Consider the following 18,779-nt stretch of genomic DNA (forward strand, 5'->3'; position numbering starts at 1 on the left):
CCGCGACGGCAGCTCACCCCACCCGTACACCGGCCGGAGAACAGCGGATAGACAGGCGCATCATCAGACACGGCTTCATCCTTATCCTGCTGGCGCTGCTGACGGGGCTGGTCTTACCGGCCCTGGCGCTGCCGCGTCTCGGCCTCTCGGCACACACCATCGGTGCGCTCAGCGGGGTCCTTCTGCTAGCCATCGGCTCGGTCTGGGAGCTGTTCCTTCTGTCCGCGCGCCAGCAACAGGTCATGCGCCTCGCCTGGCTCTACACGGGCTACGTCAACTGGTTCGCGATCCTGCTCGGCAGCATCGTCGGCGCGGGCAGGGTGACACCGCTGGCCGCGGGAGGCCGGACCGGCACGACTCTGGTGGAGGCGATCGTGGCTGCGCTTCTGATCAGCGTGGCGCTGGCATCCTTTGTTGCCGTCGGGCTGGCCGTCCTCGGGCTGCGCACGCGGGACTAGCGCAGGCGTCGGCGCGAGGCGGCTTTGAAGGACTTGCGTTCGACGGCGTCGAGGCACCTTCCATGCGCGCTTACCGCAATCTATAGTCGTAAGCATCTGATCGGGCGCCGAAGCGGCCGTCGCAAGAAGGAGGTTCAGCGTATGAAGAACTTTATGGCTTACGCCCTTGTCGCTGCCCTGTTAACGGCTTGTAGCGGTGAAGGCCCGTCGCCGGAGGCAGCCAGTACCGCAGTTCCAAAATCGACAGCGGTGCAAGTCCCGGCCAAGCCGGACGCGACCGACCTGCAAGAGCGCCTCGCGGCCGTGCTTGCCGCCCAGCCCGAGGAAGTGGCGGCGCGGTACCCCTGGCGTCACCCCGGCGAAACGCTGGCCTTCTTTGGTATTGAACCCGGCATGACGGTGGTCGAGGTGCTTCCGGGCGGCGGGTGGTACACGAGACTCCTGCTGCCCTACCTCGGCGAGGCCGGCCACCTGATCGGCGCGGATTACCCCATCGCGCTTTATCGGAATTTCAACTTCATGACGGATGAAGCACTTGCCAAGAAGGAGGACTGGGCCGCCACCTGGCCGGCGCAGGCGGCTGCGTGGGCGTCGAACCCGGGCCCGAAGCTTTCCGCCTTCGCGCTGAACTCATTGCCCGACGCGATGCACGGCACGGCAGACGCGGTGCTGTTCATCCGCGCCTTTCACAACATGGCACGCTTCGCGGACAAGGGTGATTTTGTCGGGCGGGCCCTGGCCGACGCCTACGCGGTCCTGAAGCCCGGGGGCACCGTCGGGGTGGTACAGCACCGCGCGCCCGCCGACGCAACAGACGACTGGGCCGATGGCTCACGCGGCTACCTCAAGCAGGACTGGCTGATCCAGCGCATCGAGGACGCGGGCTTTGAACTTGTTGCGACCAGCGAGATCAACGCCAACCCGGCGGATCAGCCGGGCGAGGAGGACATCGTCTGGCGACTCGCGCCAAGCTTCGCAACCAGCCAGGACGACCCGGGGCGCAGAGAGGAACTCGCCGCAATCGGAGAATCGGATCGCATGACGCTGAAGTTCATCAAGCCCGAGGCCTGAGCGACGGCGGCCGGGCTGCAATGCACGCCAACGTCCATCGACCATAGCCCCGGGGTGACTTGACCGCAGCAGCGGCACCGGCGCCCTACGCGCTGCGGCCTTCAGCGAGGCCTCGATATAACCAGAAAGCGTTCCCGCGGGAACGTCACCCAATGCGGCCAGTACACCCCTGCCCACTTTGCCAGCAGCTGGCTGAGGACGCTCAGCGTGGTCACCACCATGAGCAGCAGGACGAGGAGCCGCAGCGGCTTGTAGAGCTTGTACTCAGTGGAGTGGCCGCCGCTGCCGCCCGGGGGGTGGCTGCTGAGCCCGCTCCGGAGCATGCTCACTCGAGCATGCGGCAGAGATAGGTCACCAGCCGGCCTTCCAGTGCCTCGAGTACCTCGACCCGAGGCCTGCCCATGCTGAGCACGACCATGAGGCCGTCGAACTCCGACGTGATCAGCCACGCGGCTTCCTCGGCATCCCTGGCGCTGAGGCCGGGCGCAGCGCTCCGCAGGGAAGCGGAAAGCGTCTTGACGTACTGCGTGTAAAAGCGGCCGGTGATGGCGCGGATTTCCGCATCGTGGGCGGCCATGCTCCAGATGGCCAGCCAGAGATTAAGGGTCTCTTCCAGCCTCACGTCCGCGAGCAGAAACGTGACCATCTCGACGACCGTGTCCCGCTGAGACTGGCCGGCCTGGCAGATCTTTTCCAGGCGCTGCTGGTAGTTATCGAGCTCCGGCTCTAGCACCGCCCAGAGCAGGTCCCGCTTGTTCGCGAAGTAGTACTGGACGTTGCCGGGTTCCACGCCCGCCGCCGCGGCGACCCGGCGGTACACGAAATGGCCGTAGCCCTCCTCCAGGAGGACCTTGCGGGCGGCGGCAATGACGGCGTTTCGCGTTTTCTGACCTTTTTTTCGCGTCGGGGTTACGGCCCCCATGACCTCATCTCCGGCACACCTGATCGAAAGGAAGCGCGCCAGCCGCTGCGAAGGAGACGGTCTCCAGCGCATTCCAGGCAACTTCCCGGGTCCCAAGGCTACCACCTTCGCCCTCGGGACGAGTAGCGCGGTCCGCGGCACACCCCGCGGTGAACCCGAAACGACCCGGGTTGGTGCACGGCGGCGGAGTCGAGCAATTATTTTACGTTGTACTATTTTTTACGTTGTACTAATAAAGTTCATGAACTAGCTTCAAAGGAGCCGCGCTGAGGCGGCGTGAAGTTCGTGCGTCCTGAGGACCCGGCGGGTGACGCACCCCTGGATCACTCGGGTCACGACACAGGAGATTCGCTATGGTCAGCGCAAAGAAGACACTGCCAGCCGTTTTGGCGTCGGGGCTGGGAATGGCGGCGCTGCCGACCGCCGCGCAGCAGCTGGAAGAAATCATCGTCACCGCGCAGAAGCGAGAGCAGAACATCCAGGATGTGAGCGTATCGATGTCCGCCTTTGGCGGGGACAGGGTACGGGAACTGGCCTGGCGCAGCAGCGAGGACATCGCCGCCCAGACACCGGGGCTGATCGGCACGTCCTTCTCCGGCGACTCGACCGTTTCCATCCTGACCATTCGCGGCGTCGGGCAGAATGATTTCGCCGACCACCAGGAGGCGCCGACCGCGCTGTACGTAGACGGCGCCTATGTCGGCTTTACCGGCGCAGCGGGCGTTCAACTGTACGATCTCGATCGCGTCGAGGTACTACGCGGCCCCCAGGGCACGCTGTTCGGCCGCAACGCCACCGGCGGGCTGGTGCACCTGATCAGCAAGAAGCCTACCCGGGAATTCGAAGCCTATGCCGACCTAACGGTGGCAGAATTCGACCAGCTGCGCTTCGAAGGCGCCGTGAGCGGACCTCTAACGGACAAACTGTCAGCGCGGCTGTCGCTGCTCCAGGACACCGCGGACGGCTACTTCGACAACGCGCTAGGCGACGACGCCCGGGATCGGGATTTCAGCAGCGCGCGGCTCCAGTTCGATTATCGACCGACGGACTGGCTCGACGCGCATATCGCGCTCCGCGCCGCGCGCAGCGATACGGTAGCAGGCGCCTACGACTTTCGTCCCGCGTTAAACGAGCTCGGCGATATGCCGACCGACTTCCAAGGCTCTCCGGACAGCTTTCCCGGCATCAACGACGGGGCGTTGAACCCCCTGGGCGAAAATGACCGTGAGGCCTACGGCGCCACCACCACCCTGGTGTTCAGGGCCGACAATTTCACGCTCACCTCGATCACCGACTTTACGGATCTTGAAAAGTTTTACCTTGAGGATTCGGACGGCAACCCGAGCCTGTCTCTCGATTACTTCACGGACCAGGACAGCACCCAGTTCTCGCAGGAGTTCCGCATCAACGGTGAAACGGAAAACAGCCGCTGGGTCGGCGGTTTCTACTACCTGAACCTGGATGGTGATTACATCAGCTTCCTCTCGGCCCCCACCTTCGGCGGTGCCAACACCAACCGTTATTCGCTGGAAACCGATTCCTGGTCGCTGTTCGGCCAGTTTGAGCTGGATCTCAGTCCGACGCTGACCGTGATCGCCGGCGCCCGTTACGTCGAGGACAAGAAAGACTACGACCTGCTGTCCGAGTGCACGCCATCGCCGGCCCTTCCCGTCGGCGAACCGTGGCTGCCAGGCTTTCCGCCTAACGACTGCAGCATATTTACTTCCGGTGACCCGCAGAATCCTCTCGCGGTGGAGGCCGGGCCCATCAACCTCTCCCGGGATGACGAGGACATTACCGCAACCCTGTCCCTGAACTATAAACCCCGGGACAACGTCCTTGCCTACGCGAAATTCAGTCGCGGCATGAAGGGCGGCGGTTTCACGGCGCCGCTCGACGGCTTTTTGTTGGTCGACGAGCTGTCCTACGACCCCGAAATTCTTGACAGCTACGAAATCGGCCTGAAAACAGACTTCTGGGACGGCAGGGCCCGTCTCAACGCGAGCGCGTTCTATTACGACTATGAGGACTACCAGGGTTTCGTCTTCCAGGGCGTGACCTCGCAGGTGCGCAATTTCGACGCGGAAATTTTCGGCGGCGAGATCGAGCTGTTCGTCAACCCCGGCGAGGGCTGGGAATTCGCCACGGGCCTGTCGCTCCTCGATGCGACCGTGAACGATGTGGAGCTTTCACCGGGTGTGTTCGAAGACCAGGACATGATCACGGCGCCGGATCTGTCCGTGAACTTCCTCGGCCGCCGCAGCTGGACCCTGGCCAGCGGCGCCACGGTGTCTGCGCAGCTCGACGGGACCTACGTCGATGAGCAGCAGTACAACACCAACAACAGCCCGCTCACGCTGGGTGAGGAGTACGACCTGTGGAACGCCCGCATTTCCTACGAGGCATCGCATGGCTCGAACAGCTGGGAGGTGGCACTGTTCGTCAACAACATCGGCGATGAGGAGTACCAGACCTATCGCTTCGATCTGTCCGATTTCTTCGGCTACGCCTTGCTCGTGTATGGCCCGCCCCGCTGGGCCGGAGCGCAGTTCCGCTACAACTGGAACTGAGCCGGCGATGAGGTTTCTCACCGTACAGGAACCCCGGGCGACAGGAGTCATTGATGGGTAAGAAAATTGCGGTGTTCCCGGAGCCCGGCGCGCTGGGGCCAGTCATGAACCTCGTCGGCATTGCCCAGGGCCTGCGCAGTCGGGGTCACGAGGTCGTTTTCATCCTGGAACCCGGCCTGCGCGGCCACGTCGAAAAGTACGGCTTTGCGGAGAAATACATCAGCTGCATGCCGCCCATGTCCGAGGCGGAGCAGGCGAAGTACTGGGACGACTTCATGATGGAGTACATGCCCACTTTCCGCGATTCACCGACCGAGCAGGTTGGAACCTACGTCAAGGCCTGCTGGGAGGCTATCGTCGATACGTCGAAGTGGTCCGTGAAAAACGGCCTCGACAAGGTGCTTGAAGAAATCGCACCGGACCTCATCATCAACGACAACGTCACCACCTACCCCGCAACGCAACAGGCGCCCTGCCCCTGGGTACGCATGGTCTCCTGTTCGGAGAACGAAATTCCCGATCCCGACATACCGCCGCACCTGTCGGGCTGTTCCGAAAACGACAAGGCGTGCTTCGAGGGCTACAACCGCGAGTTCGAGAAGCACATCAAGCCGATTCACGATGATTTCAGGTCGTTCCTCGAAAGCTGCGGCTGCGAGTGCCCGCCCTTCCCGGAGTTCCTGCGCCCCTCGCCGCACCTGAACATGCTGCTCTATCCGGAACCCCTGCGCTTCAGGCGCCGGCAGCCGCTCGACGACAAGCTGTTCATCTACCTGGACGGCTGCGTGAGGACCGAAGAGCAGGCCTACACCCTACCGACGTTCCGCGAGCACGCCGACGCACCGCTTATCTACCTGAGCTACGGTACCCTGGGGGGGGCGGACGTCGACCTGATCAAGCGCATCATCGACCTGCTGGGCAAGCAGTCCTACCGGGTCCTTGTGAACGTCGGCGAATACCTGGATCAGTACGACCAGGCATCCCTCCCTGCGAATGTACACATCAGCAACTGGTACCCCCAGGTCGCCGTACTGCCCCATGTCGACGTGTTCATACAGCACGGTGGCAACAACAGCTTCAACGAGAGCCTGTACCACGGTATCCCGCCGCTCGTCATGCCCTTTGTCTGGGACGGTCACGACAATGCGCAGCGCGTGAACGATACTCATCACGGCATCGGTATGCACCGCTACCATTGGCGGGACGAGGAACTCCTCGAGAACATCCGGATCCTGTTGACCGAAGAGAAGCTACGCGAAAACGTGAGGAAGACCGGCGAGTACATGCGCTCGCAGGATGGCAAGGAGAAGGCCGCCGCTGCCATCGACGAATTTCTCCAACGATGAACGAGGTAAGCCAATGTCCGAAGCCAAGCTTCTCCAAGATCCGCTGACGCTGTCGCGGGAGGAAATGACCGACTGGGGCGATGTTGCGGTGCCAATCGGCGAGCCCGTCTCCCACGAGTGCGGCGTGCTGCTGTTTCGCCGAGAGGACAGATCCTCCGAGATGGGCCTGTGGGAATGCACGCCGGGCACCTGGCGCTGCGACGTGGAGAAAGACGAATTCTGTTATTTCCTCTCCGGGGAGGCCGTCTACCGGCCGGATGACGGCAGTGAATTCGTGGTCCGTGAAGGAATCGCGGCTGCTTTCCCGGCGGGCTGGAAGGGCACCTGCGAAGTGAAGCAGACCGTAAGAAAAGTCTACATGGTGCGATAGCAAGCGAGGCGCAGGTGATCCGATGTCCGACTTCGACCCCGGGATAGCGCAGTGTTTCAGCGCCAATCGCTACTTCGCCGTCGACGGCGAGGAATTCGAGGTGGCAAACCCCTCGACGCTGGAGACGGTCGGCAAGCGGGGCGTGCCGAACAGAGCCCAGCTTGAAAAGATCCTCGCAGAAGCGCGCAGTGCCCAGCGCGCCTGGGCGAAAACGGACCCGAAAACGCGGGCGGCGATGCTCCACGCGGTCGCCCATTCCATGCGCCACGAACTGCACCACGAGGTTGCGCGGCTGATGACCCTCGAGGTCGGCAAGCCGCTGCCCGAGGCCTTCGGCGAGCTCGCAAACATCGCGCCCATCTTCCAGTACTTCGCCGAGCTGGCACGGGACGACGCCGGCAGCATCGCCGGTGCAATCCAGCCGGGTCTCCTGCAGTTCAAGCGCTACGACCCCTGTGGGGTCAGCGCGCACATCGTTCCCTACAACTACCCGATCCTGATCATGGCTTTCACCGTAGCCGCCTCGCTGGCGGCGGGAAATGCGGTGGTCATCAAGCCATCGGAAGTCAGCACGCTCTGCACGCTACGCTTCATGCAGCACTTTGCAGCGCTACCTGTCGGCGTTGTCAGCTGTATTCCCGGCGACGGGGCAACCGGAGCGACCCTGGTGGAGTCGGAACACGTGGATGTCGTCGCATTTACCGGCTCTGCGGAAACAGCGAGAACCGTCGCAATCAAATGCGCGGAGCGCATGATTCCGTCTGTAATCGAAGGCGGCGGCAACGATCCGATGGTGGTCAGCAGCCATGGCAATCTCGATTACGCAGCCGCCGCTGCGACCTGCGCGGCGTTCCACCTCTCCGGCCAGATCTGCACATCGACTGAGCGGATTTATGTGTTGGAAAGCGTATACGACGAGTTTGTGGACAGGTTCGTCGAACGCGTCAAGGCACTGCGTATCGGCGATGGCCTGGGCCGCCACGAAATCGGCCCCATGGCTACCGAGAAATCCCGCGAGCGGCTGGCGAAGCTTGTCGTGGAGGCGTGTGAGGCGGGTGCTCGCCTTGCCTGCGGTGGCCGCATACCACCAGATCAACCGGTTGGCTGGTATTACGAGCCGACCGTCTTGTTGGACGCGACGCCCGAAATGCCCATCATGAAGACCGAGATCTTCGGCCCCGCCGTGGCCCTATGCAAGGCAGCCAGCTTCGAAGAGGCGCTCGATCTCTGCAACGCGTCCCGCTACGGCCTGGGGGCGACGGTCCTCACGAGTAACCTCCAGGAGGCGATGCGGGCTTCGGAAGAGCTGGAAAGTGGCATGGTCTGGATCAACAACCCCCTCGTCGACAACGACGCGCTGCCCTTCGGCGGACGCAAGCGTTCCGGGCTGGGACGCGAGCTGGGGCCAGAAGGCCTCAACGTGTTTCGCAACGTCAAATACGTGACCCTTGACCCCTCACAGGCAGTCCAGGAATGGTGGTATCCGTATAACGACGCGGTGTTCGATGTCTAGGCGGACTCCCTTTCTCCCTGGGGCAGATGGCAACGGGCGCTAGCGAACCCCAGCAGCTGCAGAGCGTGCTCGCTAGCTACGGCTTTCAAGAGGCGACGGTCGAGGAAATCACGGCGGGCCTGATCAACAGGACCCTGCTCGTCACCACCGCGTGCCGGGATCGCTACATATTGCAGCGGCTCCACCCTGCGCTCCCCGACGCCGTCTCCCGAAACATCGAGCGGGTAAGCCGGCAACTGCTGGCCTCCGGCCTGCAGTCGCCGGAGCTGGTCCGCACGCTCGATGGCGATACGGAGGCAAGCATCGGCGGTGCGCGATGGCGGACCTTGAGCTACGTCGACGGTTTCAGTCAGACAGCTTTTCTGCATCCCGCTGACGCGTATCACGCCGGGCGCCTCGTCGCCCGGTTCCATCGCGCCCTGGCGAGGCAGCCGGACGGCTTCGAACATCACGACATGAAGCTGCTGGACCTGGATTTCCACCTGGCACGGCTGCTTGCCTGCGAAAAGGCACTTGTCACCCACCGGCGGCGCCGTGCGCTCTTACCGCTCGTCGACACGCTCGGGGACGCGGCGAGTCGACTGCCGCCACTGCCGGCGCTGCCCACGCGAACCTGTCACGGCGATCTAAAGATATCCAATATCCTGTTCCGGCGCGAAGACCGGGTCGCCACATGTCTTATAGACCTCGATACGGTCGGGCAGGGTCTACTCCCGCTCGAGCTGGGTGACGCCATGCGGTCCTGGTGCAACCTGGCCGCAGAGGACAACGCGGTAGCGCACTTCAGTGACGAGCTTTTCCGAAACGCCGTGCTGGGCTATGCCTCCGCGGCCAGTGGTTTTCTCGACGAGGCGGAGGGCGATTCCCTGGTGGCCGGGATCGCGCGGGCCTGCCTGACCCTGGCGGTGCGCTTCTGTGTGGACGCGATCCGTGAGGATTATTTCGCGTGGGACGCCACGCGCTTCCCCAGTCACAGCGAGCATTCACAGCGGCGTGCCGAGTCCCAGTTCGCGCTCTACGCGGCCGTGCATGACCAGCGTCAACGGCTGACGGATATCGCAGGCGCTGCCTTGAACAGCGGCGAGAATACACAGGCGGTAACCGGTCTGCCTTTCCTTGGCTAGACTCCGATTCTGAAAGGCGCCCTGCACCCTCCCGTCTCTCTAACCATCGCGGCCATGCGCTATGCTTCGGGCATGCACACGAATCGTGAGTCCGGGGCGAAGGAACCATGCAGCGCTTCCTCGGCACGCTCCTGATTATCGCCGGCGCCGGGCTTGGCGCCTGGTCACTCCTCGTCGGCGGGAGCTTCGTGGGACTCCTGCTGATGGGTTTTATCGGCACGGGCGGCCGCGAGGCGGGCGACCAGCTCGCCGTCATGGCTCTGCTGACGGTGGCGGGGGTGGGCGCCGGCTATGGGCTGCTTCGGCTGGGGCGCCGGCTGGCTCCACCGCGGCCGAAGTGATCAGTACACCCCGGCCCATTTTGCCAGCAGCTGGCTGATAACGCTCAGCGTGGTCACGACCACGAGCAGGAGGACGAGGAGCCGCAGCGGCTTGAAGGGCTTGCGTTCGACGGAGTTGACGCCCTGTTGCAGGAATTCGTCGACCTTGGCCTGGTCTTCCGGCTTCAGGCGCGGGCTATTGTCGTCCACGGGGTCGCGATCCTGTTCGTGCTTGCTGTCGTCCATGGCCACATTGTAGCGCCACTGGCCATCGCCCGCCCGGTAGGCGAGCGCCGATTCGCCTAGACTTGAGAGCATGACCGGTCGACGTCTTCCAGCCAGCGCCGTTTTCCTGGCCACCTGCCTCTGCTTCGCGGCACCCGGCAGCGCCCGCGAAATCAACAGCTATGCCATCCTCAACGAGGATGCCACCCTACGGATCGCGGGCCAGACCGTGCGCCTCTACGGGATCCACATCCCGCGCACCGACCGCACCTGCCGCACGTCGCGACGGCCCGTGGTCTGCGGGTCGCAGGCGGCGCTGGCCCTGGATTTCCGCATCGACGGCTTCGTGCGCTGCGTGCTCGGCGAGCGCCTGCAGGACGGCACGGTACCCGGGCGCTGCCGCGTCGACGCCAGCACCTTCGACGAAGGCGAGGACCTCGCCGCCTACCTGCTGGAGCGCGGCTGGGCGGTCGCGCTGCCCGATGCACCCATCGCCTACCAGACCCTGGAGAAGATCGCGCGTTCCCGGGGGGTTGGCGTCTGGGGCTTTGCGGGCTACCTACCCTAGCGGAAAATCCGGCCCCGGGGCGGCGCCCGGGGCCGTTCAACGGCCTAGAGGGCAAATAGCGCCTCCGGCATGGCCATCAGGTTGTCCGCGCCGGACTGCAGGGCCGCCCGGTGCGCGTCGGCGCGGGGCAGCAGGCGCTGGAAGTAGAAGCGCGCGGTGTGCAGCTTGGCCTCGTAAAAGTCCTTGTCGCCTTCACCGGCAGCCAGCTTTGCCTGCGCGACCACCGCCATGCGGGCCCAGAAGTAGCCGAGGGTCACGTAGCCGGCGTACATCAGGTAATCCACCGCGGCAGCGCCCGCTTCGTCGGCATTGGCCATGGCCTTCTCGCCCACGGCGAGGGAGAGCGTGAGCCACTCGTCCTTGTAGCGGCCCAGCGGGTCCATGAATTCCACCACGGGCTCGTCGTCGTGCGCAGCGATGAACTCGCCCACCTGGTCCGTGAAGGCCGTGAGCAGCTTGCCGCCGGAGCCGAGCACCTTGCGGCCGAGCAGGTCGAGCGCCTGGATGCCCGTGGTGCCCTCGTAGAGCATGGCGATGCGCGCGTCGCGCACGATCTGCTCCATGCCCCACTCGCGAATGAAGCCGTGACCGCCGAAGATCTGCACGCCGTGGTTGGCCGCCTCGAAGCCGGCCTCGGTCACGAAGGCCTTGGCGATCGGGGTGAGCAGGGCCATCAGGTCGTCGGCCTGCTTCGCCCGCTCCTCGTCACCCCGGTCGACCACGTCGCCGAGCATGGCGAGGTAGTAGAGCATGGCGCGGCTGCCCTCGGCGATGGCCTTCTGGGTCAGCAGCATGCGGCGCACGTCCGGGTGCACGATGATCGGGTCCGCCGGTCCGTCCGGGTTCTTCGGCCCGGACAGGCTGCGCATCGCCAGGCGCTCCCGGGCATAGGCGAGAGCACCCTGGTAGGACAGCTCGGCGTGGGCCAGGCCCTGGATCGCCGTGCCGATGCGGGCCGTATTCATGAAGGTAAACATGAGGTTGAGGCCGCGGTTGGGCTCACCGATGAGGTAGCCGGTGGCGCCGTCGAAGTTCATGACGCAGGTGGCCGAGGCCTTGATGCCCATCTTTTTCTCGATGGAGGCGCAGTGCACGGCGTTGCGCGCGCCGAGGCTGCCGTCCTCGTTCACGTTGAACTTGGGAACCACGAACAGGGAGATGCCCTTGGTGCCCTCCGGGGCGTCCGGCAGGCGCGCCAGCACGATGTGGACGATGTTCTCGGCCATGTCGTGCTCACCGGCGGAGATGAAGATCTTGGTGCCGGTGATGGCGTAGCTGCCGTCGGCCTGCGGTTCGGCCTTGGTGCGCAGGAGGCCCAGGTCCGAGCCGCACTGGGACTCGGTGAGGCACATGGTGCCCGTCCACTCGCCGGCGACCAGCTTCGGCAGGTACTGCGCCTTCTGCTCGGCGCTGCCGTGGGCCTCGAGGGTCTTGATGCAGCCGTGGGACAGGCCCGGGTACATGAGCCAGGACCAGTTCGCGGTGCCGACCATCTCGTTGATGACGATGCCGAGCATGTTCGGCATGCCCTGGCCGCCGAACTCCGGGTCGGCCGAGAGCGAGGGCCAGCCGTTCTCGACGAACTGCTTGTAGGCCTCCGGGAAGCCGGCCGGCGTCTTCACGCCGTCTTCGGACCAGGTGCAGCCCTCTTCGTCGCCGCTCTGGTTGAGGGGCGACAGCACGCCTTCGGCGAACTTCGCACCTTCCTCGATGATCGCGGCCATCAGGTCCGGCGTGGCCTCTTCGTAGCCGGGCAGGGTCTGGTAGACGGCCCCGGAATCCAGCACCTCGTCGATGACGAAGCGAATATCGCGCAGGGGAGCCTTGTACTCGGGCATGGTGTCTTTCCTCCAACAGGACCGCGGCGAGGCCGCGGGGGTAGCGGGCACGGGGCGGCGGATTGCCACCGGCCGGTGTTCAGCGGTGCATGTGTTCACCGTTTACATGGATCGCTAATATAGTCGATATCCATGGCAGCGGAAGGCGCCCGACGGGTTTTTTCAGACGCGGTTCACAGGCCTGCGAACGGCACGCCGCGCCACCCGGGATCGCGGAAATGACGAAACGCAGGGCGCGCCCCGCGCGCCCGGTGCAGGCAAACTGGTGCCATGGCGAAAGAGTCTCTGGCGAGAGACGCGGCAGTCAGGGCCTGGCGCCGGTCCCGCCGCGCGGGCCGCGATCTCGTCGACGGCCTGTTCCCGCACCACTGTGCTCTCTGTGATCGGCTGAGTCGCCGGCCCCTGGCGCTCTGTGGCGAATGTGAAGGCTTACTTACTTTCAACTTCAACGGGTGCGAGCGCTGCGCGCTGCCGGATACGCCGCCCGGCGGCCCACCCTGCCCCGCCTGCCGCGGCGGCCTCGCCTTCGACCGGGTGCTCGCGCCGCTCAGCTACGACGCCACCCTCGCCGCGCTCGTGGGGCGCTGGAAGTACCGGCGCGACCTCGCGCTGAACGCGCTCTTCGCGGACCTGTGGCTGCGCCATGCGCCGGCGCCGGACCGCCCCGACCGGGTCCTGCCGGTGCCGCTGCACTGGCGCCGCCTGTGGTGGCGGGGCTTCAACCAGGGCGAACGGCTGGCCACGGCCATCGTCCGCATCCATCCGGCACTCGATGGCGTGCCCATCGACCGCCGCCTGCTGCGCCGCCACCGGCCCACGGGCAACCAGGCGGCGCTGGGCCAGCGCGAGCGCCGCGCCAACGTGAGCGGCGCCTTTACTCCCCGGGGGCCCTGTGACAACCTCCATCTCGCCGTGGTCGACGACGTCTGCACCACCGGCGCCACCGCCGACGCCGCGGCCCGCGCCCTGAAGGCCGCAGGGGCGCGGCGGGTAGACCTCTGGTGTATCGCCCGCGCGCCGGCCACGACCCAGCGATGAGAGCGCCATGCCCCGCCGCAAGCGACTGTACGCCCTGTTGCTTTCCCTCTGCCTCCTGGCGCTGCCCGCCGTGGCGGAGCCGCTGCGCGTGGCGGTGGCGGCCAACTTCCGCGCGACCGCCGAGCGGGCGGGCGCCGCCTTCGAGCGCGAGACGGGCACGTCGGTGCTGCTGAGCAGCGCGGCCACGGGCATGCTTTACAACCAGTTGCGCCACGGCGCCCCCTTCGACCTGTTCCTCGCCGCCGACGCCGAGCGGCCGCGGCGCCTCGCCGAAGAAGGGGTCGGCCTCGCCGCGAGCCGGCGCTGCTACGCCCGCGGGCGGCTGGTGCTCCTCGGCGGTCCCCTGGCCGCGCTGGCGACGCCGGGGCAGCGCGTCGCCATCGCCAACCCGACCGTAGCGCCCTACGGCGTCGCCGCCGAGGCAGTGCTCGCACGGCCCCCGTTCGCAGAAATCGAACGACGGCTGCTTCGCGGCGCCAGCGTGCAGCAGGCCTGGCAGTTCCACGCCACCGGCGCGGCAAACCTGGCCCTGGTCGCCCGCTCCCTGGTCGGCGACGGCGAGGCCTCGGCTTCCATTCCGGCGGACTGGCACGCGCCCATCGAGCAGCAGGGCATCGTCGTCGCCGGCGGCCGCGAGGAATCTGCGGGGGCCTTTCTCGCCTGGCTCACCGGGCCCTCCGCCCGCCCCATCCTCGATCGGGATGGCTACGACCCGTGCCCCTGACCGGCGACGAGTGGACGGCGATCCGCCTCACCCTGGCCCTGGCCTCGGTGACCGCCGTGCTGCTGCTACTGCTGGGAACGCCGCTGGCCTGGTGGCTGTCGCGGCGCAGGGGAGAGACCGTGGCCGCCATCGAGGCGATCGTCGCCCTGCCCCTGGTGCTGCCGCCGACGGTGCTCGGCTTCTACCTGCTGCTGCTCTTTGCGCCTGACAGCCCCCTCGGCCGGGGCTGGCAGTGGCTCACCGGCGAGCAGCTGGCCTTCAGCTTTCCCGCGCTCGTGATCGGCTCGGTCATCTATTCCCTGCCCTTCGTGGTACAGCCCCTGCAGCACGCGTTCCAGCGCATTCCCGGCGAGCTGCTCGAGGCCGCCGCCACCCTCGGCGCCGGTCCCCGGGACCGTTTCGCCAGCGTGGTGCTGCCGCTTACCCGGCGCAGCTTTCTCACCGCCGGTGCCCTCGGCTTCGCGCACACGGTCGGCGAGTTCGGCGTGGTCCTGATGATCGGCGGCAACATACCCGGGGAGACGCGCGTGGTGTCCATCGCGCTCTTCGACCAGGTGGAGTCGCTGCAGCTGGCGAGCGCGCACCGCCTCGCCGGCGGGCTCGTGGTCTGCTCCCTGCTGCTCCTTTTCCTTATCTACCGGGGCGGCGGCCTGCGCCCCTGGCGCCTCGGCCGATGAACGGGCTCAGCTTCGATCTCGCCTGGACGGCACCCGACAGCGGCTTCCGCCTCGCCTGTGCCGCCGAACTCCCCGCGCGCGGCGTCACCGCCGTCTACGGCCCCTCCGGGGCCGGCAAGTCCACGCTGCTGCACTGCATCGCCGGCCTGCGCCGGGGCGACCCGGGCTCGCGCATCGCCTTCGCCGGCGAGACCTGGCAAACAGGCGGCAGCTGCCTGCCCGCCCACCGGCGGCGGGCCGCGGTGGTCTTCCAGGATGCGCGGCTGTTTCCCCAGCTCAGCGTCGCCGGCAACCTCGCCTATGCCCGGCGCCGTGCCGCACCCGGCGGGCCGGAAGCGGCGGCCGTGAGCGCGGCCCTGGGCATCGAGGCGCTGCTGCCGCGCCGGCCGGACACGCTCTCTGCCGGGCAGAAGCAGCGCGTGGCCATCGCCCGCGCCCTGCTCGCCAATCCGCGGCTGCTGCTCCTGGACGAACCGCTGGCCAACCTCGACGGCGAGGCCCGGCGCGAGTGCCTCGCGGCCCTGCAGGCGGCCCTCGGCGAGCTGGCGATCCCGCTGCTCTACGTCAGCCACAGCATCGAGGAGATCACCGGCATCGCTGACGAGCTCCTGGTTCTCGCCGACGGCGCTCTCCTTACCCGCGGCCCCCTCCTCGACCTCGCCGGCCGCCTCGACTCGCCCCTCGCCGACGAGCCCGACGCGGCCGCCATCGTCGAGGTGACGGTGGCCGGCACGGAAGACGCCTACGGCCTCACCCGCCTCACCCTCGCCGGCGAGCCGCTCTGGGTCACCGCAGAGGCGGTGACCCCGGGGCAGCGCCGGCGGCTGCGCATCCCGGCGCGGGACGTGTCCGTGTGCCGCACGCGACCGACCGACACCAGCATCCTCAACCTGCTGCCCGTAACCCTCGAGGCGCTGCGACCCGCCGGGGAAAGCCACTGCCTGCTGCAGCTGGCCATCGATGGCCAGCGGCTACTCGCCCGCATTACCCGCAAGTCCGCCGACGCGCTCGCCCTGGCCCCCGGCGATTCCCTCTACGCCCAGATCAAGAGCACGGCCCTTGCCGGAGACAGCCTTTGAGCAACCACCCCTACGACCAGCTGGGTCCGGACACGGTCATCGACGCCGTGGAGGCCGCCGGCTACCTGAGCGACGCCCGGCTCCTCGCCCTCAACAGCTACGAGAACCGCGTCTACCAGGTCGGCATCGAGGACGGCGAACCGCTTATCGCCAAGTTCTACCGCCCCGGCCGCTGGACGGACGAACAGATCCTCGAGGAGCACGCCTTCGCCGCGGAGCTCGCGGAGGCGGAAATCCCGGTCATCGCGCCCCTGCGCGGCGCCGACGGCCGCACGCTCTTCGAGCACGCCGGCTTCCGCGTCGCCCTGTTCCCGCGCCGCGGCGGCTATCCCCCGGAACTCGACGACCCGGACGCCCTCCTCGTCCTCGGCCGCACGCTGGGCCGCATCCACCGCGTGGGCGCCGCACGGCCCTTTGAGCACCGCCCAGCCATGGACCCGAAGGACATGCTCGACGACAACCGGGTCTTCCTCCTCGAGCATTTCATCCCCCGCGACCTCAAGCCCGCCTACGAGAGCCTCACCGCCGACCTCGCCGGCCGCATCGCGCCACTCTGGGCCGAGATCACCCCCGCCGACTGCCAGCGCCTGCACGGCGACTGCCACGGCGGCAACATCCTATGGCGCGACGATAACGCCCATTTCGTGGACCTCGACGACTGCATGACCGGGCCGGCGGTCCAGGACCTGTGGATGTTCCTCTCCGGCGAGCGTCTGCAGCGCGAGGCGTTCCTGTCGGAGCTGATCGCCGGTTACGAGGAGTTCATGGATTTCGACCCCCGGCAGCTGCGCTGGATCGAGACCCTGCGTACGCTCCGCCTGATCCGCTACGCCGGCTGGCTCGCCCGCCGCTGGGACGACCCCGCCTTCCCCCACAGCTTCCCCTGGTTCAACACGGACCGCTACTGGGCCGACCACGTGCTCGAACTCCGCGAGCAGCTGGCGGCGATGGATGAGGAGCCGTTGCGGTTGCTCTGATTGAACTTCGGCTCGGTGCTTCGGTGGTTGGGGGGTTGGTGCTTCGGTGGTTGGGGGCTGGTGCTTCGTAGTCCGGCGCTGGAGGGTGAGGTATACCCTGCCGGGACCGCAAAAGCGCCATCCATGGCAGCTCGACAGCGGACATCCATGTCCGCTGACGCCCCGGCAGGGTATACCTCACCCTCCAGCACCTGCCGTGTAGCCACACATTGAGCGCCGACTTACCTGGCGCATTAAGCACCGGCAATTACGTCCGGTGGCGGGGGTAGCAAAAACGTCAGGCGGCGGGGGCTGGGATTTACTGTCCCGGGACGTCGAAGGCCATGGATGGCCTTCGTCGAGCTGCCATGGATGGCGCTTTTGCGGTCCCGGGACAGTAAATCCCAGGCCCCGACGCCGAACTACGAAGCGCCCCCGGCGTCGACTACGAAGTACCCCAAGCGCCAGCTAGCGCTTAACCACAGACCGCGGATAGACCATCGACAACAGCCACCGCCAGAAAGAATTCCCCGAGAGCACCTCCCGATCCACCGCATCGAAGAAGCTTTCCATGCCCTCCGGGTCGGCAAAATAATCGAGGCGGGTGGTCATCGGGCGCTCCGGGTCGAGTTCACGGACCACGCGGGCGGGGTTGCCGGCGACGACGACGTTGGGGGGGACGTCTTTGGTGACCACCGCGCGGGCGGCGACCACCGAGTTGTCGCCCACCGTGACGCCCTTGAGGACCGTGGCGTGGTCGCCGAGCCAGCAGTTGCGGCCGATGTGCACCGGGGTGGGGGTTTCGGCGCGGGCGGTGCGGTCGTAGAGCGTGTGCCAGTCCGAGTCCGTGACGTAGGCGCCGTTGGCGAGCATCGTGCCGTCGCCGATGGTGATCTCGTCCGAGGCCGAGAGGCGGCTGCCGGGGCTCATGAGGACGCAGTCGCCGATCTCGATGCGGCCCAACCCCTGCTCGCGGCCCCAGACGCCAATCTCGACGCGGGCACCGGGTTCACCGATGGCGGTGAAACTGCGGCCGATGCGGATATTGTTGCCCGAGATGTGCACGTACCAGGGTTTCATGAGGTTGGCGTGCGGGCCGAGACCGGCGCAGCGCGGGCGCAGGAAATAGTCCGTGTACGCGTCGCGCAGGCGCAGGTAGAGCTTTTTCAGCCAGTAGGGGCGCAGGTCCTCGTGCATCGCTTGGGGGCCTTGGTTTGGGGCCATAGGTGCCAGCGATTATGATCGCAGGGCCGCGCAGCAGCGGCAATCACGGGGGCAGAACAAGCGCGGCGGAGTGAGGGCAGCGTGGGCCATGACGGGTAACTCCAGGCAGGTAGAAAGCAACCAGGCGGGGCCGCACCGGGCACTCGGGCCGCTGGTCGCGCGGCACCTGCGCGAGCCCTGGCGCAAGCCGGTCGCGGCGCACAACCGGCCGGCCCTGGACGCACTCGCGGCGCAGCGTGCGGTGGACCCGCGGCCGCTGGTGCTCGACAGCTTCTGCGGCACCGGGGCCAGTACCCGGGCGCTCGCCGAGCGGCACCCGGACTGCCTCGTGGTGGGCATCGACAAGTCCGCGGCGCGGCTGGCAAAGCACGGCGAGGCGGGCGACGGTTACCTGCTCCTGCAGGCGGACTGCGAGGCCGTGTGGCAGGTGCTGGCGGGGGAAGGTGTGCGGCTGGCGGCACACTACCTGCTCTACGCGAACCCCTGGCCGAAGGCCGCGCAGCTGAAGCGCCGGGTTCACGGCCACCCGGCCTTCCCGCTGCTGCTCGAGCTCGGCGGTGCGCTCGAGCTGCGCAGCAACTGGCGTCTCTATGTCGAGGAATTCGGCATCGCACTGCACCTGGCGGGCGTGCCCTCGGCGATCAGCGCGGTGCCCGCCGGCGAGCCCCTCACGCGTTTCGAAGCCAAGTACCGGGCCAGCGGCCACCCCCTCTGGCGCTGCCGGGCGCGGCTGTGACTCGTACGGTGAATGCGCTA

20 protein-coding genes are annotated in these 18,779 nt (G+C 66.8%); 15 read left to right on the top strand and 5 right to left on the bottom strand.

The features are described from left to right. Positions 1-62: 62 nt before the first annotated feature. Both RKE50_RS18560 and RKE50_RS01915 read left to right on the top strand, forming a co-directional pair. Positions 63-458: a styrene oxide isomerase gene (locus RKE50_RS18560; protein WP_502937864.1), complete on the top strand. Its 396-nt coding sequence runs from the start codon at positions 63-65 to the stop codon at positions 456-458. A gap of 141 nt (positions 459-599) precedes the next feature. After that, positions 600-1,529, top strand: a complete 930-nt coding sequence (locus tag RKE50_RS01915; RefSeq protein ID WP_350033944.1) for a class I SAM-dependent methyltransferase — start codon at positions 600-602, stop codon at positions 1,527-1,529. 101 nt (positions 1,530-1,630) lie between these two features. Here the strand turns inward: RKE50_RS01915 and RKE50_RS01920 are convergent, their stop codons facing one another. Both RKE50_RS01920 and RKE50_RS01925 read right to left on the bottom strand, forming a co-directional pair. Further along, a complete protein-coding gene (locus tag RKE50_RS01920) occupies positions 1,631-1,858 on the bottom strand; it encodes a hypothetical protein (RefSeq protein WP_350033946.1) in 228 nt (75 codons plus the stop codon). Further along, positions 1,855-2,451: a TetR/AcrR family transcriptional regulator gene (locus RKE50_RS01925; RefSeq protein ID WP_350033948.1), complete on the bottom strand. Its 597-nt coding sequence runs from the start codon at positions 2,449-2,451 to the stop codon at positions 1,855-1,857. The genes RKE50_RS01920 and RKE50_RS01925 overlap by 4 nt, the downstream gene beginning before the upstream one ends. Before the next feature lie 404 nt (positions 2,452-2,855). On the opposite strand from RKE50_RS01925, the gene RKE50_RS01930 reads away from it, so the two are divergent. The 6 genes from RKE50_RS01930 to RKE50_RS01955 all read left to right on the top strand — a co-directional run bounded on the left by RKE50_RS01930 (position 2,856) and on the right by RKE50_RS01955 (position 9,715). Beyond that, positions 2,856-5,021, top strand: a complete 2,166-nt coding sequence (locus RKE50_RS01930; RefSeq protein WP_350033949.1) for a TonB-dependent receptor — start codon at positions 2,856-2,858, stop codon at positions 5,019-5,021. A 53-nt stretch (positions 5,022-5,074) separates the two neighbouring features. Continuing rightward, positions 5,075-6,367 carry a glycosyltransferase gene (locus RKE50_RS01935; RefSeq protein WP_350033951.1) on the top strand — a complete coding sequence of 431 codons (1,293 nt, stop codon included), beginning with the start codon at positions 5,075-5,077 and terminating at the stop codon, positions 6,365-6,367. A 13-nt stretch (positions 6,368-6,380) separates the two neighbouring features. Next, entirely contained in the window at positions 6,381-6,737 is a 357-nt protein-coding gene (locus RKE50_RS01940) for a cupin domain-containing protein (protein ID WP_350033953.1), read from the top strand. Between the two features lie 22 nt (positions 6,738-6,759). Further along, positions 6,760-8,250 carry an aldehyde dehydrogenase family protein gene (locus RKE50_RS01945; RefSeq protein WP_350033954.1) on the top strand — a complete coding sequence of 497 codons (1,491 nt, stop codon included), beginning with the start codon at positions 6,760-6,762 and terminating at the stop codon, positions 8,248-8,250. Positions 8,251-8,315: 65 nt separating this feature from the next. After that, positions 8,316-9,374, top strand: a complete 1,059-nt coding sequence (locus tag RKE50_RS01950) for a phosphotransferase enzyme family protein (RefSeq protein ID WP_350033956.1) — start codon at positions 8,316-8,318, stop codon at positions 9,372-9,374. Positions 9,375-9,481: 107 nt separating this feature from the next. Then, on the top strand, positions 9,482-9,715 hold the full coding sequence (locus RKE50_RS01955; RefSeq protein WP_350033958.1) for a hypothetical protein: 234 nt from the start codon (positions 9,482-9,484) through the stop codon (positions 9,713-9,715). On the opposite strand, the gene RKE50_RS01960 is transcribed toward RKE50_RS01955, so the two are convergent. Next, positions 9,716-10,012, bottom strand: coding sequence for a DUF3094 family protein (locus tag RKE50_RS01960; RefSeq protein WP_350033959.1), 297 nt, complete (start codon positions 10,010-10,012; stop codon positions 9,716-9,718). Here RKE50_RS01960 and RKE50_RS01965 point away from each other — a divergent pair. Continuing rightward, positions 10,011-10,487: a thermonuclease family protein gene (locus tag RKE50_RS01965; protein ID WP_350033961.1), complete on the top strand. Its 477-nt coding sequence runs from the start codon at positions 10,011-10,013 to the stop codon at positions 10,485-10,487. The genes RKE50_RS01960 and RKE50_RS01965 overlap by 2 nt on opposite strands. A gap of 44 nt (positions 10,488-10,531) precedes the next feature. Here RKE50_RS01965 and RKE50_RS01970 read toward each other — a convergent pair whose 3' ends face one another. Further along, a complete protein-coding gene (locus RKE50_RS01970; protein ID WP_350033962.1) occupies positions 10,532-12,325 on the bottom strand; it encodes an acyl-CoA dehydrogenase C-terminal domain-containing protein in 1,794 nt (597 codons plus the stop codon). A 270-nt stretch (positions 12,326-12,595) separates the two neighbouring features. Here RKE50_RS01970 and RKE50_RS01975 point away from each other — a divergent pair, with 270 nt between their 5' ends. The 5 genes from RKE50_RS01975 to RKE50_RS01995 are packed head-to-tail and all read left to right on the top strand — an operon-like array spanning position 12,596 to position 16,820. Further along, a complete protein-coding gene (locus RKE50_RS01975) occupies positions 12,596-13,363 on the top strand; it encodes a ComF family protein (RefSeq protein WP_350033963.1) in 768 nt (255 codons plus the stop codon). A 7-nt stretch (positions 13,364-13,370) separates the two neighbouring features. Next, a complete protein-coding gene (gene modA, locus RKE50_RS01980; protein ID WP_350033965.1) occupies positions 13,371-14,087 on the top strand; it encodes a molybdate ABC transporter substrate-binding protein in 717 nt (238 codons plus the stop codon). Beyond that, the gene (modB, locus tag RKE50_RS01985; RefSeq protein WP_350033967.1) at positions 14,078-14,764 is read left to right on the top strand and encodes a molybdate ABC transporter permease subunit; all 687 of its coding nucleotides are present in this window, start codon (positions 14,078-14,080) and stop codon (positions 14,762-14,764) included. Before modA ends, modB begins: the two co-directional genes overlap by 10 nt. Then, entirely contained in the window at positions 14,761-15,843 is a 1,083-nt protein-coding gene (gene modC / locus RKE50_RS01990) for a molybdenum ABC transporter ATP-binding protein (protein WP_350033969.1), read from the top strand. The genes modB and modC overlap by 4 nt, the downstream gene beginning before the upstream one ends. Continuing rightward, a complete protein-coding gene (locus RKE50_RS01995; protein ID WP_350033971.1) occupies positions 15,840-16,820 on the top strand; it encodes a serine/threonine protein kinase in 981 nt (326 codons plus the stop codon). The genes modC and RKE50_RS01995 overlap by 4 nt, the downstream gene beginning before the upstream one ends. 447 nt (positions 16,821-17,267) lie before the next feature. Here RKE50_RS01995 and RKE50_RS02000 read toward each other — a convergent pair whose 3' ends face one another. Next, the gene (locus RKE50_RS02000) at positions 17,268-17,996 is read right to left on the bottom strand and encodes an acyltransferase (RefSeq protein ID WP_350033974.1); all 729 of its coding nucleotides are present in this window, start codon (positions 17,994-17,996) and stop codon (positions 17,268-17,270) included. 115 nt (positions 17,997-18,111) lie between these two features. Here RKE50_RS02000 and trmB point away from each other — a divergent pair, with 115 nt between their 5' ends. After that, a complete protein-coding gene (gene trmB / locus RKE50_RS02005) occupies positions 18,112-18,759 on the top strand; it encodes a tRNA (guanine(46)-N(7))-methyltransferase TrmB (protein WP_350033976.1) in 648 nt (215 codons plus the stop codon). Positions 18,760-18,779: the final 20 nt, after the last annotated feature.

The organism is Pseudohaliea sp. (assembly GCF_040217025.1).
Classification (GTDB): Bacteria; Pseudomonadota; Gammaproteobacteria; order Pseudomonadales; family Halieaceae; genus Pseudohaliea.